This window comes from Lederbergia citrisecunda, assembly GCF_018343695.1.
Lineage (GTDB): Bacteria > Bacillota > Bacilli > Bacillales > Bacillaceae_C > Lederbergia > Lederbergia citrisecunda.
In genome coordinates, this window is record NZ_JAGYPJ010000001.1 from 1,941,291 (window position 1) to 1,954,711 (window position 13,421).

16 protein-coding genes and 1 other annotated feature are annotated in these 13,421 nt (G+C 35.7%); of the genes, 2 read left to right on the top strand and 14 right to left on the bottom strand.

The annotated features are described in order from the left end of the window. Positions 1–3: 3 nt before the first annotated feature. Entirely contained in the window at positions 4–495 is a 492-nt protein-coding gene (locus tag KHA93_RS09690; RefSeq protein ID WP_213110558.1) for a dUTP diphosphatase, read from the bottom strand. 95 nt (positions 496–590) lie between these two features. Between KHA93_RS09690 and KHA93_RS09695 the strand changes: the two genes are divergently transcribed. Further along, on the top strand, positions 591–983 hold the full coding sequence (locus KHA93_RS09695) for a sigma-w pathway protein ysdB (protein WP_213110559.1): 393 nt from the start codon (positions 591–593) through the stop codon (positions 981–983). 9 nt (positions 984–992) lie between these two features. Here KHA93_RS09695 and KHA93_RS09700 read toward each other — a convergent pair whose 3' ends face one another. The 5 genes from KHA93_RS09700 to infC form a co-directional block, all read right to left on the bottom strand. Further along, positions 993–1,583, bottom strand: a complete 591-nt coding sequence (locus KHA93_RS09700; RefSeq protein ID WP_213110560.1) for a TVP38/TMEM64 family protein — start codon at positions 1,581–1,583, stop codon at positions 993–995. Between the two features lie 48 nt (positions 1,584–1,631). Further along, entirely contained in the window at positions 1,632–1,904 is a 273-nt protein-coding gene (locus KHA93_RS09705) for a DUF1294 domain-containing protein (RefSeq protein ID WP_213110561.1), read from the bottom strand. Between the two features lie 349 nt (positions 1,905–2,253). After that, positions 2,254–2,607, bottom strand: coding sequence for a 50S ribosomal protein L20 (gene rplT, locus KHA93_RS09710; RefSeq protein ID WP_213110562.1), 354 nt, complete (start codon positions 2,605–2,607; stop codon positions 2,254–2,256). A 23-nt stretch (positions 2,608–2,630) separates the two neighbouring features. Then, positions 2,631–2,831 (bottom strand): 50S ribosomal protein L35, encoded by a 201-nt coding sequence (gene rpmI / locus KHA93_RS09715; RefSeq protein WP_213110563.1) that lies wholly within the window; start codon positions 2,829–2,831, stop codon positions 2,631–2,633. Positions 2,832–2,852: 21 nt separating this feature from the next. Further along, entirely contained in the window at positions 2,853–3,356 is a 504-nt protein-coding gene (gene infC / locus KHA93_RS09720; protein WP_233711106.1) for a translation initiation factor IF-3, read from the bottom strand. Positions 3,357–3,757: 401 nt separating this feature from the next. Here infC and KHA93_RS09725 point away from each other — a divergent pair, with 401 nt between their 5' ends. Then, entirely contained in the window at positions 3,758–4,300 is a 543-nt protein-coding gene (locus KHA93_RS09725; protein WP_213110564.1) for a YusW family protein, read from the top strand. 181 nt (positions 4,301–4,481) lie between these two features. Here KHA93_RS09725 and thrS read toward each other — a convergent pair whose 3' ends face one another. The 8 genes from thrS to mutM form a co-directional block, all read right to left on the bottom strand. Next, a complete protein-coding gene (thrS, locus tag KHA93_RS09730) occupies positions 4,482–6,404 on the bottom strand; it encodes a threonine--tRNA ligase (RefSeq protein WP_213110565.1) in 1,923 nt (640 codons plus the stop codon). 134 nt (positions 6,405–6,538) lie between these two features. Continuing rightward, positions 6,539–6,773: a binding site (T-box leader), on the bottom strand. A 45-nt stretch (positions 6,774–6,818) separates the two neighbouring features. Next, positions 6,819–7,643 (bottom strand): putative sporulation protein YtxC, encoded by an 825-nt coding sequence (locus KHA93_RS09735; RefSeq protein WP_233711481.1) that lies wholly within the window; start codon positions 7,641–7,643, stop codon positions 6,819–6,821. 120 nt (positions 7,644–7,763) lie between these two features. Next, positions 7,764–8,702: a primosomal protein DnaI gene (dnaI, locus tag KHA93_RS09740; RefSeq protein WP_213110567.1), complete on the bottom strand. Its 939-nt coding sequence runs from the start codon at positions 8,700–8,702 to the stop codon at positions 7,764–7,766. Continuing rightward, positions 8,689–10,104: a replication initiation and membrane attachment family protein gene (locus KHA93_RS09745; RefSeq protein ID WP_213110568.1), complete on the bottom strand. Its 1,416-nt coding sequence runs from the start codon at positions 10,102–10,104 to the stop codon at positions 8,689–8,691. The genes dnaI and KHA93_RS09745 overlap by 14 nt, the downstream gene beginning before the upstream one ends. 13 nt (positions 10,105–10,117) lie before the next feature. Next, on the bottom strand, positions 10,118–10,573 hold the full coding sequence (nrdR, locus tag KHA93_RS09750) for a transcriptional regulator NrdR (RefSeq protein WP_213110569.1): 456 nt from the start codon (positions 10,571–10,573) through the stop codon (positions 10,118–10,120). Positions 10,574–11,216: 643 nt separating this feature from the next. Further along, positions 11,217–11,819: a dephospho-CoA kinase gene (coaE, locus tag KHA93_RS09755; RefSeq protein WP_213110570.1), complete on the bottom strand. Its 603-nt coding sequence runs from the start codon at positions 11,817–11,819 to the stop codon at positions 11,217–11,219. A 12-nt stretch (positions 11,820–11,831) separates the two neighbouring features. Further along, positions 11,832–12,464 (bottom strand): sporulation membrane protein YtaF, encoded by a 633-nt coding sequence (gene ytaF / locus KHA93_RS09760; RefSeq protein ID WP_213112859.1) that lies wholly within the window; start codon positions 12,462–12,464, stop codon positions 11,832–11,834. 94 nt (positions 12,465–12,558) lie between these two features. Next, positions 12,559–13,389, bottom strand: a complete 831-nt coding sequence (mutM, locus tag KHA93_RS09765) for a DNA-formamidopyrimidine glycosylase (protein ID WP_213110571.1) — start codon at positions 13,387–13,389, stop codon at positions 12,559–12,561. Positions 13,390–13,421 lie beyond the last annotated feature (32 nt).

Genomic DNA, 13,421 nt, shown 5'->3' on the forward strand with positions numbered 1-13,421 from the left:
TAATTAATACCCCTCTTGTTGCCTTTTGTAGTTTACTTCATTTTTAGCCTTATAAGCATTATGAACATCATCAATCGTAAAACCTAAAGATTGTCCAAGGATAAAATATTGACGCATCAATTCTTCATAAATATCAAACGATCTTTTTTGTCTTAGATCATCCACTAGGGAAAATACTGTTAAAAAGCTCCGAACTAAATCCTCATTTCCATATGCAGATACAATTGATATAGGTTCGTTAGTAAAACCGAGTTCTAGCCCTATTGAAAGAATAAAATGAATCCCATCAACAAATTCTTCTAATATAACATGACTTTCTGATGCAGGCTTTTTACTCCAAAATTTAAAACATCTTGTTTCATTCGCCAGTTCACCAATTTCAACGAGCAAGGCTAATATTTTTTCTTCCAACAACTGATGATGCTCTAGCCCATGCTCGTTTTCTATGTACTGATCTAACTTGGCTTGCATGGAAAACATTTCTTCTAATTTCATTGGTTAATCCCTCCAAAAAAATTATAACAGAAATTGAAACCTTTTCACTCTTTAAACGTATAGGTGGATAAGATTACTTGAATGGAGGCCTCTTCATGATTTACGTGCTGAGACTCGCAATTTTTGCATTTATTATTTACCTCATTTATAAAATAGTCAAGTTTATACTCGACCCGAAGAGAAAACTTGAAAGTGCCCATGAACAAAAAAAATATTTTTTCTATGATATTCCTGATAATATAAGGAAAAATTTCCTTATTACGTATAATGGTATCATGTTTGAGGGCGAAAAATACTTAGGAACAACTGATCGTTCATTTGAAGTTGTATCAATCTTCATATGGCCGCATAATGCCGATCTTCTCAAAGGTTTGTCCTATGATGATTTTGTATATATTGAAAATGAGGTTAAACTTAGGTATCCAGATAGTGAAATCGACTGGAAAAGTCCGATTAAGGAACTTATGGCAAGAAAAAGTAACAATTAAACCCCTGTTTCAGCAGGGGTTTTTCTCTTGGTTTGAATGTCTGAAAAAGTCATCCCAAGCCATAATAACAATTTTTTCTCGCAATATATAAAACAGCAATAAAAGTGAACTAATAATTACAATTGCTATAGTAGGAGTAAAATGTGTAATAAATTCACCAAATACGGTATAAAAGAAAGCTAGCGGTAAATTAGTCGCAAACGCCCCTTTCATAAAACCTCGAAAATCTGGTCTTCTTTCAAGCAAACACAAATTAAGTAAATGATAGTGAAAAAAAGGTATAAGACGTAAGACCGCAATTTGTCCGACTGTCATTTTAGTATAGCGTCCGAACCATTTATATTTAATCTTCATTAATTTTGCATGCGTTCCTGGCATTTTTCTAATAAAAAAATAGAATAACGCAGAAAGAAGAAGTAATCCTGCCATAGAGTACACGGTCCCTAGGAAACTTCCGAAAAGGATCCCTCCTGCCATACAGAGGATCACGACAGGGATAAATAAAAATTGCCTTAGAACGTGAAAAAAGATAAAGATGAAAGGAGCTAGTATCCCCGTTCCTTCCATAAATGCAAGCATGATCAGTAACTGGTCATCCATCTTGATCACCTGCTTTCTTACCACTATTTTATTTTTCCTGCTCGTCTGTTATGACACGAGGGTAAACAGATAAAAATAAATCAACAAATCAATGATTGCCAGTATCGGAAAGCCATATTTGAATTGAAAATGCTTTGTTTTATGACGGTACATCTTCATCCCAATAAAAGTTCCCGGCGCCCCTCCGATCAACGCTACCATCCATAGGTTTTTCTCACTGATTCTTCTTTGATGATGTATAGCTCTTTTTTTATCGTTTTTCATGATTTGCATTCCGAAAACATTAATAATGATAAAATACCAAATTAATAAAAATCTCATAGTTACACCCCTAATAAACATTACTATATTGAATTTACATAGGATTTGAGACAATATCCAGTCTTTTTTGATTTTCTTAAAAAACTTTGTAAATAGATATAGTGACAGCCATAACAATTTCTGTACTTAAATCTTAATTTTTCGAATTATTATCTGAATGAAAAGAATTTAGACTCTCTGCCACTTTTTCCAATTATTTATTTCGATTTGAGAGGAATCGAGACTTTACCCACTCTTTTTTCCGTTTTCTGTCTCGATTGGAGACGAATCGAGATCCAATAATCCTTTTCCTTATTAAAAGCAAAAAAACCATTCCCCAAATATATTGGAGAATGGTTTTTATAAAGAATTAAAGAGAAGCTTTCGCTTTGTTTGCTAATTCTGCAAATGCTTGTGCATCAGATACTGCAAGGTCAGCAAGCATTTTGCGGTTCACTTCGATGCCAGCTACTTTTAAGCCGTGCATTAAACGGCTGTAAGATAAACCGTTCATACGAGCAGCAGCGTTAATACGTGTAATCCATAATTTACGGAAGTCACGCTTTTTGTTGCGGCGATCGCGATAAGCGTACATATATGATTTCATTACTTGCTGGTTTGCTACTCTAAATAATCTATGTTTCGAACCAAAATAACCTTTAGCTAATTTTAAAACTTTTTTACGACGTCTGCGGGTAACTGTACCGCCTTTTACACGTGGCATAATAATTCCCTCCTAATTGGATCCTATTTCAGGTTGTCTAGCATGTGGCGAATACGGCGGAAATCACCTTTAGAAACCAATGCTGCTTTACGTAATTTACGTTTTTGTTTTGTCGATTTATTTGCAAACAAGTGGCTTGTATAAGCTTGTGAACGTTTCAATTTACCAGAACCTGTTCTTTTGAAGCGTTTTGCTGAGCCACGGTGTGTCTTCATTTTTGGCATAGAGTATTCCTCCTCAAAACATTACTTTTCATTTTTTGGTGCTAAAACTAAGAACATGCTTCGACCGTCCATTTTCGGAACCGATTCAACCGTTGCTACATCGTTGCACTCTTCAGCAAAACGATTTAATACGCGTTGTCCGATTTCTTTGTGAGTAATCGCACGTCCTCTGAAGCGGATAGAGGCTTTTACTTTATCGCCTTTTTCCAAGAATTTGCGACCATTACGAAGCTTCGTATTAAAATCATGTTCATCAATTGTAGGACTCAAACGAACTTCCTTCACGTTGATCACTTTTTGATTTTTACGTGCTTCTTTGTCTTTTTTCTGTTGTTCAAAACGGAATTTCCCATAGTCCATAATACGGGCAACAGGAGGCTTTGCGTTAGGAGCAACAAGAACAAGATCAAGATTTACACGAGCAGCAATTTCAAGCGCTTCATTGCGGGATTTCACTCCCAGCTGTTCACCATTATGGTCAACGAGACGAAGTTCACGGGCACGGATGCCGTCATTTACCAACATATCTTTGCTAATAATTAGCCACCTCCAAGGTTTTTTAAAAGAATACGATGTTTGTTTCTAAAATGCTGCCCAAAAATGAGCATTAAAAAAGCACGGGCACAAGCAACCCGCACTGTATTCACGCACAAATAAAATGAATCACAATAATTCCATTAACCTGTCAACAGCTTATGTATGCGTCAATCAGGCGAGAAGCGGGCAGCTCCTTCTTCTACAAACGAGTATTCAGTTCACCTTAGTTACTTTATCATAAACAGATTGCTGAGTCAATGATGAATCCATCTAATCAACGTCTTTCATCATAACAAAAGCACCCACATAAAGCAATGTTTTTTTTGAAAATGTTTAAAAAGGCTTTAACAGGAAAAACTTTTGGTAACACATTTAATGGAGGCATCATTATGAAAAAAGTATATCTCCCCTTATTGGGAATCACACTCATTTTTAGCTTATCCGCTTGTTCAAACGATCCTTCTGTAGACAATAATCCGAAGGAGCAAGTAGTCCCTACTCAACAATCAGAAAATGCAAATACTCCCGACGACAATAGTAAAGATAATAGCGGGAATAAATCGGTTGGAACTGTAACAGACGATAATAATGCAACAAATAAAATGCAGGAGCTCAATTTTAGTAAGTTTGACTTGGAAGTTCAATATGCCAATGATCAAGACTTTGATATTGAATACGAGCAAGGAAGTAATAATGGTGATTACGAGGCCAAGATGGAAGATACCATAAATGATAGAAAGTTAAAAGGTATGGAAGCATTCAATACAATTTATACACAATTAAAGGACCTAGCCATAGATGCAAATACTCCAAAAGCCGATGTTATTCAAAAAGTACTTCAACGATTCAATCTAAGTGACAATTATCGTACATTAGAATTAGAATACACTTTTAAAGATGGAACAAAAATGGAAATAAAAGATAATAAATAAAAAGTAAGGCACCTCATTCAAATTTAGGAGGTGCCTTTTTCGGAAAATTTTTCCCAGTTTTCAATTCTTCAGTTGGTGACCACCAATTCATCGGGCCATCTATTCAGCAAATAATCTAATATCAAACTCATTAAAAAAAGCCAGCAGAGAAAAATTTTCCCTACAGGCAAATGCATTAGCATCATTTTACTTCATTTTTTAAGTTCACTATAAAATCGTCAAATGGAATTGTTTCTGATTTTTGCTCACCATATTTTCTTACATTAACAGACTTACTTTCAATTTCATTGTCCCCAACAACGAGCATGTAAGGAATCTTTTGCATTTGCGCTTCCCTGATTTTGTAGCCGATTTTTTCATCACGCTTATCGAGTTCAACACGGAAGCCGGATGCTTTTAATTGATCCACGACTTGTTTTGCATAGTCAAAATGCGCGTCAGGTGAAACTGGAATGACCTGTACTTGAACTGGAGCAAGCCATGTTGGAAACGCTCCTTTATATTCTTCAATTAAGAAGGCTACGAAACGTTCCATTGTAGATACAACCCCGCGGTGTATAACAACCGGGCGATGTTGTTTTCCATCTTCTCCTACATATGTTAAATCAAATTTTTCTGGAAGAAGGAAATCAAGTTGAACAGTTGAGAGAGTTTCTTCCTTCCCTAAAGCTGTTTTCACTTGCACATCAAGCTTAGGACCATAAAAAGCAGCTTCTCCTTCAGCCTCGAAATAATTAACACCTAGGGTCTCCATCGCTTCTTTTAACATCGCCTGTGCTTTATTCCACATTTCATCGTCATCAAAATACTTTTCTTTATCCTCAGGGTCGCGATAAGAAAGTCGGAATGAATAATCGTTAATGTCAAAGTCTTTATATACCTCATTAATTAGCTGAACAACGCGGATGAACTCTTCCTTAATTTGGTCAGGACGAACAAAGATATGAGCATCATTTAATGTCATTCCGCGAACACGTTGTAATCCTGATAGAGCACCAGACATTTCATAACGATGCATTGTACCTAACTCAGCAATTCGAATTGGTAGTTCACGATAACTATGAATGTCATTTTTATACACCATCATATGATGTGGACAGTTCATTGGGCGTAATACAAGCTGCTCATTATCCATATCCATGACAGGAAACATATCTTCACGATAATGATCCCAGTGTCCACTTGTTTTATAAAGCTCCACACTTCCCATTATTGGAGTATACACATGGTCGTAACCAAGCGCCACTTCTTTATCAACAATATAACGTTCGATAATTCTACGAATTGTTGCCCCTTTTGGCAGCCAAAGAGGTAAGCCTTGACCAACCTTTTGCGAGTTCGTAAATAAGCTAAGTTCTTTTCCAAGCTTACGATGATCTCTTTCCTTCGCTTCTTCTAACATTTTTAAATGCTGCTCAAGATCTTCTTTTTTGAAAAAGGCTGTTCCATAAATACGTTGCAGCATTTTATTATCGCTATCGCCACGCCAATAGGCACCAGCAATGCTTAAAAGTTTAAATTCTTTAATCTTCCCAGTTGAAGGGACATGAACACCGCGACAGAGATCAGCGAAATCACCTTGTTCATAAATTGTTACTTTTTCGTCGGCAGGTATGGCATCAATTAACTCCTGTTTATATTCATCATGAGCAAACATTTGCTTCGCTTCTTCGCGAGATACTTCCTTCCGGATAACTTCAATGTTCTCATTTATGATTTTTTTCATTTCCTTTTCGATGAGAGGTAGATCTTCCGGTGTAATGGAATGCTCAAGATCCATATCATAATAAAAACCATTTTCAATGACAGGGCCTACTCCCAATTTTACATTAGGAAACAATCTTCTTACAGCTTGTGCCATTAAATGGGCTGTACTATGGCGCAAAATTTCAAGTGCTTCATTACTTTCAGGTGTGATAATTTCAATTGAACCATCTTGATGAATTGGTGTTTTCAAATCTATTAAATGACCATTCACTTTTCCAGCCAATGCTTTTTTTCGTAAGCCCGGACTAATGGAAGCTGCAATGTCTTCTGTTGTCGTTGTATTTGAAAACTCCTTTATTGTTCCGTCTGGGAAAGTAATTTTTACTTGATCTGACATGACACTACACTCCTTTTTATTGTTTTAGGTTTAGTTAAACTTTAATGTTGATTTCCGGTCCAGGCGTTCCCTTTCTCTTCAATCAACAATGAACTTTAACATAGCCTATTTTAAATATAAAAAACCCGCCCCTGGAAAGGGACGAGTTTTATACACGTGGTTCCACCCTAATTTTCATCATGTTAATAACATAATGACTTTGGATTATTCATAACGGAGATCTTCCGCCAATCAATACTACACGCTTATACGGATTCATGATTGGAGTTCAAAGGTGGTAAGCATTAAGTTCGTGTTGGAAAGTTCGCAGCTATTCTTTCCTCTCTGTAAACCGTAACAAAATACTCATGTCCTTATCAAAACTTTTAGATTTTTAGATTATGTACGCTATTATAGTCGTTTTGAAAATGAAAATCAAGTATCAGAATAAGCTTTTAATAAAGTATTTAAATGGGTTGTCGGCAGGATAGATAAACGTTCTTCAAAAATATTTTTTAACGTCCTAATAAGTGGCTGGTCCTCTTCGACAGAGTATAAAAAAATTTTAATCGGAGCCATTGATAATAGAGGTGCGATGACGGATGAATCCACATATACTGGATGGTTAGAGAGCAAACGTCGATCCATTATCTCCTTGATTTCTTCCTTTCCCATTTCTTTAAGTTTTTCGTTAAAAAACAAAATTGGTTTTTCAAGTAACACATGTACGACATTTTTTTGGGGGCTACGATTTTTCAAATAATCCCTCAACATATTTACAAACATTTGATATTCTTGTTCCATTTTATATTCATCTATTGCAACTTTTAAATACTCCGTAACACATTCAAAATATTTTTTTAGACGGAAGCGTAAAAATGAATCAAATAAAACCGCACCCTTAAAATTAAGTAAGTCCACTACAGCTTCCTGAATTAATTCTTCTTCATCCATTTTCCCAGCTAATGAAACTAATTCAACTCGTTCTCCAATAAACATTTGATTTAAGATAGTTATGATTTCAATGCGTTCATCTTCAATTTCATACTTATACGTATCACGTAATGCATTGTCCACCCATTCATTTCTTTTTATTTCATGAATAAATTGGATTAAAGCTTGCATATACCGCTCTTTTTTGACAAAAAGATAGTGAAAGGAATATATAAATTGGCTTTGCCTTTCCGTAAAGGAGTCTTGCAAGCCATTGGCAGATAAAAAAGCTTTAAAACGTACAGCATCGTGAATGGATTTAAACATTAACTCCAAGCCTGCTCCCCCTTTTTTCCTGCATTGTTACATATATATGAGAACACGCTTGGACTAGACCAGATAATATGATCAAACAATAAAAAAACACCTACAATACGGTGTAGGTGTTTAAAAATGTCTTCTATTGGGTCCATCCACTCTTACTGGTATGGAAAGATATTTGATTCGCTCCATAATCCGAGCAGCTTTCATCTTTTCTTCTTCTCCCCTTTGGGAATATGTTAGATGATGCTCGAGTCCAACATAATCAAAATTGGAAGAGAAAAAGGTGGGAAGCTGTTCGTGCATTCTAAATTGCAAAATAGAACCGAGTACTTCATCTCTTGTCCAACTTGACATTGCTTCCGCTCCTATATCATCAAGCATAAGAACCTTTGCATTTTTTACAGCTTCCATTTTTTCATTTAATGACTGATCACTTAATGATTGCTTCATCTCACGCAAAAATTCAGGAACATATACAATCAATGTTGAGATTTCTTTTTCTGCTAATTGATTGGCAATCGCCCCCAATAAATAGGATTTACCGACACCAAAGCTGCCATGTAAATATAAGCCTTTCATCATTCCCTTTTCAGGATTATAGGAAGAAGCAAACTTCTCGGCATATTCAAATGCATCAATTCGGCCTGGGCTATTTAATGAGAATTCAGCAAAGGATGCTTGAAGAATTTCTTTCGGAACATAAATACTACTTATTAATCTTTCAGTTTTTCTTCGTTCATCTTGAATCACTTTAGTTGGACACGGGCTATAATATAGTCCGATAGATTCCCGTTCTATGACAATCTCTGGTTCGTATCCAGGCATAAGATTGCAGCACTTTTCTAAACTTGTACAATTCGCACATTTTTTTGTTTGCGAAACGTACTCATATAGCTTCATCATGTTTTTTTCGATGATTTCATCTGTAAGATTGTCGCGGTTTTTTTCTAAAAATGCTAGAACCTCGGGATTTTGTAAAACTTCTGTTTTCATATCAGCATATCTTTGTCTAAAGCTCGATGATTGCGAAAGTTTTTTTATTGTATTATCAATTCTTTCCACCTTTATCACCTCCATTTTTTTGATATTTTCTTTGAATGGCTTCTAGCCTACGGAGTTTATCTTCCAATTCTTCTGTTTGCATTTCGGCATCATTATGAGAAGAATCTTCTTGGGAAACAAACCAATCAGGAAGTTTTTCTGTACGAATAGGTTTTTTTCGCTTCTGTGTTGAATCCTTCTTTGAGCTTGCCCATTCTTGGTATTGCCTATGTTCACTTTTCGCTAAGTCCATGGCCGATTTCACAGTCTTAATTTTTTTACGCGACCAATGAGACGCAATTTTTTCCAAATAATTTTTCGACAGCTTCATATCGGTTTTCAACATGACATAATGAACCAAGACATTCGTTACTCCTGGAGGTAGCTTTTGTTGAAACATAATATCTTCGACAGCTTGAAGATCAGATTTCGAAGGCTCTCCTCCATCAGAGAGATCGATTAAAAGCTGTCTTGGAGAAACAGTTTCCAAGTAGGAAATAAGTTTATCCTCTTTTGTTTCTAATCTTGTCTCATTTTCACGATGGATAACTGGCTGAATTCGATCAACTAATTGAGGCAAACGGGTTTCATTTTCCATCTGATACCAATCTCGAGCGTTTTTCCTAAGGTCATCTATACTTATCTTTTGATCAGGCGTAAGACTTTGCAAAACGATGTTTTTCATGTCTATCGCATTGATAGAATATAAATATGAAAGTTTGGCAATAGCGTCCTTAATAGCAGAAGTGAATAACTTTCTCGGAACCATAACCTCAGATAAGCCGACAAATAGTAGATCAAAATCAAAATGACTTCCATCTATGGATATGGGATGAGATTTTTGTCTATGAAAATACTCTTCCTCATGTTCTGGAATACTAGCTGTATGTCCTTCACTATGTGCTAAAGTATTCGCACCCATTGATGTAAATACATCTTGAAAGCTACGAGTTACTTCACTAAAATCTTTCATATCTAATTTCTTTTCAGTGAAGGATTTTTTTAATTTTAAAAAATGCGTTTGTCCTAATTTTTGGTATAAATATATATTTAACATCCCATCCGTAAAAAATTGCTCTGCGGAAAGCGGCGGCTGAAGTTCGTATATAAAGGAGCGCCTATCGTTATTTGTTTGTGTATATGTTTTTAATAAGCCGATTCCTTCTAACTTAAGTCTCGCATGATAAATCTCTTCCAAATTTAGATCAAATGCATTCATTAAATGATAATGAGTCCATTCCTCCGATAACGTTCTACCTTCCTCAACCATATACAAAAGCGTATTATATAAAGTTGTGGAAATGGGCCCAATGAGAGGCTGATATAATAATGCAATGATTTTTTTATCGTGTTGATGTAAAATACCGTTCATAACTACGGTAAATGCATCAATTGGCTGAACCTCGTTCCAATACTGCTTCATAGTAAACACACTTTCAATCTTTCTTAATTAATTCTTTCAGTTCATCTAAAAATACATTAAGATCTTTAAATTGGCGGTAAACAGAGGCAAACCTTACATATGCAACTTCATCAATTTTCGCCAATTTATCCATAACCATTTCACCAATTATTTCTGATTTCACTTCAGGTTGTCCAAGATTTCGCAAATCTCTTTCTATATCATGAGTAATCTTTTCAAGCTGCTCTAAAGCGACAGGACGTTTTTCACAAGCACGTATTAAGCCGCGTAAAATTTTCTCTCTGCTAAATTCTTCACGAATTCCTTCTTTTTTGACAACAATAAGTGGAGTTTCTTCCACTCTTTCAAATGTTGTAAAGCGATACGAGCATTTCTCACATTCTCTTCTTCTTCGGATCGATCGTACTTCATCAGCAGGTCTTGAATCGACAACTCGTGTGCCATTATGATGGCAAGAAGGGCATTTCATACTATCAACTCCGATCAAAGTGCTTTTAAATACTTAAATCAGGATAAACATATTCTATGAATAAATTTATATCTCATTTATTATTGTTCTTTCCAGCGACTATCTACTTGCAAACTTCTTGCCTTCTCCCTACGATAAGTCAACATCAATTCGCCTTATCAGGCTCATTGTGTTTCCTTTATCTCAGTCAATGGCCCTGAAGTTTGTACGTCGATGGGCAAGGCGCTTTCGCTTTTCCTCTATTATACCGTTTTTTGTCGTAATTAAAAAGGAGTGTATGTTTCCATACACACCATAATATTAAAACTTTATTATGTTTCATTTTTACTGGTCTTATATCACGTGGCATTTCAATGGTTTCTCTTGTTACAGCATTTAATCTGTAGCTATATTGGGAAGTAAATCCCCGTAAGTATATACATTGATACTTGCATTATCATCTTACGGTTGGGAAATTAGTCCAATAAAATCCTACACCTTTAAACAGTATGCGAGAAAAATGTAAAATCATAAAACAATTTATATTTTACTTACGACGTATAGTATAAAGTTAATCTAGGGAATATTCAACACGTTAACTCAAATAGATAATTTCTAAGTAAATGCAGAAAAATCCTAAAAGAGATTCCTTTTAGGATTTAAATTATGGTTCTAATTTCCAGTTAGTAATCAATTCATTTACTTGTCTTTCCGTTTCATCAATCGTTCCATTATTATCAATAACAGCGTCAGCTCTCTCTTTTTTTTCCCGGAGAGGAAGCTGGGAACGAATTCTTGCCAAAGCTTCTTCTTCTGTTAAACCATTTCGATTAAGTAATCTTTTAAGTTGTACGTCCTCATCGACAAAAACGACTACTACTTTTTCCACTAAATAAGTAAGATTACTCTCATATAAAAGCGGGATATCATAAATAATGGTCTTTTTTCCTTCTTCTAGCGCCTGTATTTTCCAATCATTCAAGCATTCTCTTACAGTAGGATGTACGATGCTATTTAACATTTTCCGTTTTTCTTCATCGTTAAAAATAATCGATCCCAATTTTGAACGATTAATTGTGTCATCGCTATTTACTATTTCATGGCCAAATGTTTCAATAATTTGATGATATGCTTTCTGGCCCGGTTCAACGACGACACGAGCAGCGATGTCAGCATCTAGAATGGTAAATCCCCGATCTTTTAACATATTAGAAACAGTGCTTTTTCCACTCGCGATACTTCCAGTGAGTCCGATCATTTTTGGCATAAGCAACCTCTTTCATAATTTTAATATTCCTATTAGTATTAACAGTATCCCTGGGATAAAAGCAAACTTTTGCATCCAGTTTAAATGAGAAAAAACCCGCCCCAACTGTAAACCGCATAAAAGGAATATAGAACTCATTAAAGCTGCTAATCCCGAAAGTAGTAAAGGGGAAAATCCAAGCATCGCAGCACCAATACCTGCCCCAAAGGCATCTAATGATAAAGCTGTTCCAAGTATAAGCGCTTCAACCCCAGTAATGGTTCCTGAACCATCAAAGTCAGCTCTTGTCGGTTTCTTTAAAATATTGATCACAATACCTAATGATTTGATTTCCCAATTAAGGACAATTTTTTCATGTGTCAAAACATGTTCTTTTTCAGTTTTAAAAAATTGATACACAACCCAAGCACCAATCAGGATCAATATAGCTCCTCCAATACGGCTTGCCATCATAGGCGAAAGCATATTTACAATCAACTGACCGCCAAACATCGCAAGCCCTAGAGAAACTGCCGTACATGATGCAATAATTAAGATTGATTTAAGTGGAATCTTCATTTTTCTCAGTCCATAGGCAAGACCAGTACTAAAACTATCCAGACTAATTGCCATTGCTAGTAAAATAAGTGAAAACGAAAAGTCCATCTTCAAACCCCTTCCCCACCTTAAGTCGATAACCCAGTATATGAGGAAGGCTAGTTATTTGTTAAAAGCTAAAAATGCTGGTCGTGTAAAAAAATCAAGTATTTGCCTGGCATGTTGGACAGAAATGAGTACCTCTACCCGCCACCTTAATTTTTTGTACAGCTGCCCCACAGCGGTAACACTCTTGATCTTTTCTGCCGTACACCTTCAATTCATTTTGATATGTCCCACTTAGCCCATGGGAATTCATATAGGTGTTGACAGAGCTCCCACCTGCATCGATAGATTCCTTTAATGTAGTTGAAGCTTGTTCCCGCAGTTCCAATATTTCCTGATCCGTTAATGTGTTTGCTATTCGTAGTGGATGTATGCGAGATCTAAACAATACTTCATCTACATAAATATTTCCAAGTCCAGTTATAACCGTCTGATCAAGTAAAACGCCTTTGATGGACCTTTCTGTTTTCATTAATTTACCTTTAAAATATTCAAATGTAAATTCATCCGAAAAAGGCTCCGGTCCTAGGTTCGATAACGGAGGAACTGTCCATTCCGATCCTTTGCTGAATAGGTGCATCGTTCCGAATTTGCGAACGTCACGATACCTTAATTCTTTCCCGTCTGAAAAACGGAAGATTACATGTGTATGCTTATCAACTGGATCTTCCGTTTTTTGCAGACGATAGTTTCCTTCCATTCTTAAATGGGATACAAGAGAATAATCGTCTAATAAAAAAACTAAAAACTTTCCTTTTCTATCCACGTCATGGATTGTTTGCCCTTTTAAAGCATCTTGAAATTGTTCATATTGTTCAGGTCTTTTTATTATTTTCGGCCATCCAACATTAACATCTATAATTTTTTTCCCTGCTACTAGTTCTACAAGTGATCTTCGTACTACTTCTACTTCAGGTAATTCTGGCATAATATCCTCTCTCTTCTTGCTCGATTCTATGA

What these genes read in the sequence shown, in the direction of transcription:
- KHA93_RS09690 (WP_213110558.1), bottom strand. Translation starts at nt 495, where the DNA reads ATGAAATTAGAAGAAATGTTTTCCATGCAAGCCAAGTTAGATCAGTAC.
- KHA93_RS09695 (WP_213110559.1), top strand. Translation starts at nt 591, where the DNA reads ATGATTTACGTGCTGAGACTCGCAATTTTTGCATTTATTATTTACCTC.
- KHA93_RS09700 (WP_213110560.1), bottom strand. Translation starts at nt 1,583, where the DNA reads ATGGATGACCAGTTACTGATCATGCTTGCATTTATGGAAGGAACGGGG.
- KHA93_RS09705 (WP_213110561.1), bottom strand. Translation starts at nt 1,904, where the DNA reads ATGAGATTTTTATTAATTTGGTATTTTATCATTATTAATGTTTTCGGA.
- rplT (WP_213110562.1), bottom strand. Translation starts at nt 2,607, where the DNA reads ATGCCACGTGTAAAAGGCGGTACAGTTACCCGCAGACGTCGTAAAAAA.
- rpmI (WP_213110563.1), bottom strand. Translation starts at nt 2,831, where the DNA reads ATGCCAAAAATGAAGACACACCGTGGCTCAGCAAAACGCTTCAAAAGA.
- infC (WP_233711106.1), bottom strand. Translation starts at nt 3,356, where the DNA reads ATGTTGGTAAATGACGGCATCCGTGCCCGTGAACTTCGTCTCGTTGAC.
- KHA93_RS09725 (WP_213110564.1), top strand. Translation starts at nt 3,758, where the DNA reads ATGAAAAAAGTATATCTCCCCTTATTGGGAATCACACTCATTTTTAGC.
- thrS (WP_213110565.1), bottom strand. Translation starts at nt 6,404, where the DNA reads ATGTCAGATCAAGTAAAAATTACTTTCCCAGACGGAACAATAAAGGAG.
- KHA93_RS09735 (WP_233711481.1), bottom strand. Translation starts at nt 7,643, where the DNA reads ATGTTTAAATCCATTCACGATGCTGTACGTTTTAAAGCTTTTTTATCT.
- KHA93_RS09745 (WP_213110568.1), bottom strand. Translation starts at nt 10,104, where the DNA reads ATGAAGCAGTATTGGAACGAGGTTCAGCCAATTGATGCATTTACCGTA.
- nrdR (WP_213110569.1), bottom strand. Translation starts at nt 10,573, where the DNA reads ATGAAATGCCCTTCTTGCCATCATAATGGCACACGAGTTGTCGATTCA.
- coaE (WP_213110570.1), bottom strand. Translation starts at nt 11,819, where the DNA reads ATGCCAAAAATGATCGGACTCACTGGAAGTATCGCGAGTGGAAAAAGC.
- ytaF (WP_213112859.1), bottom strand. Translation starts at nt 12,464, where the DNA reads ATGGACTTTTCGTTTTCACTTATTTTACTAGCAATGGCAATTAGTCTG.
- mutM (WP_213110571.1), bottom strand. Translation starts at nt 13,389, where the DNA reads ATGCCAGAATTACCTGAAGTAGAAGTAGTACGAAGATCACTTGTAGAA.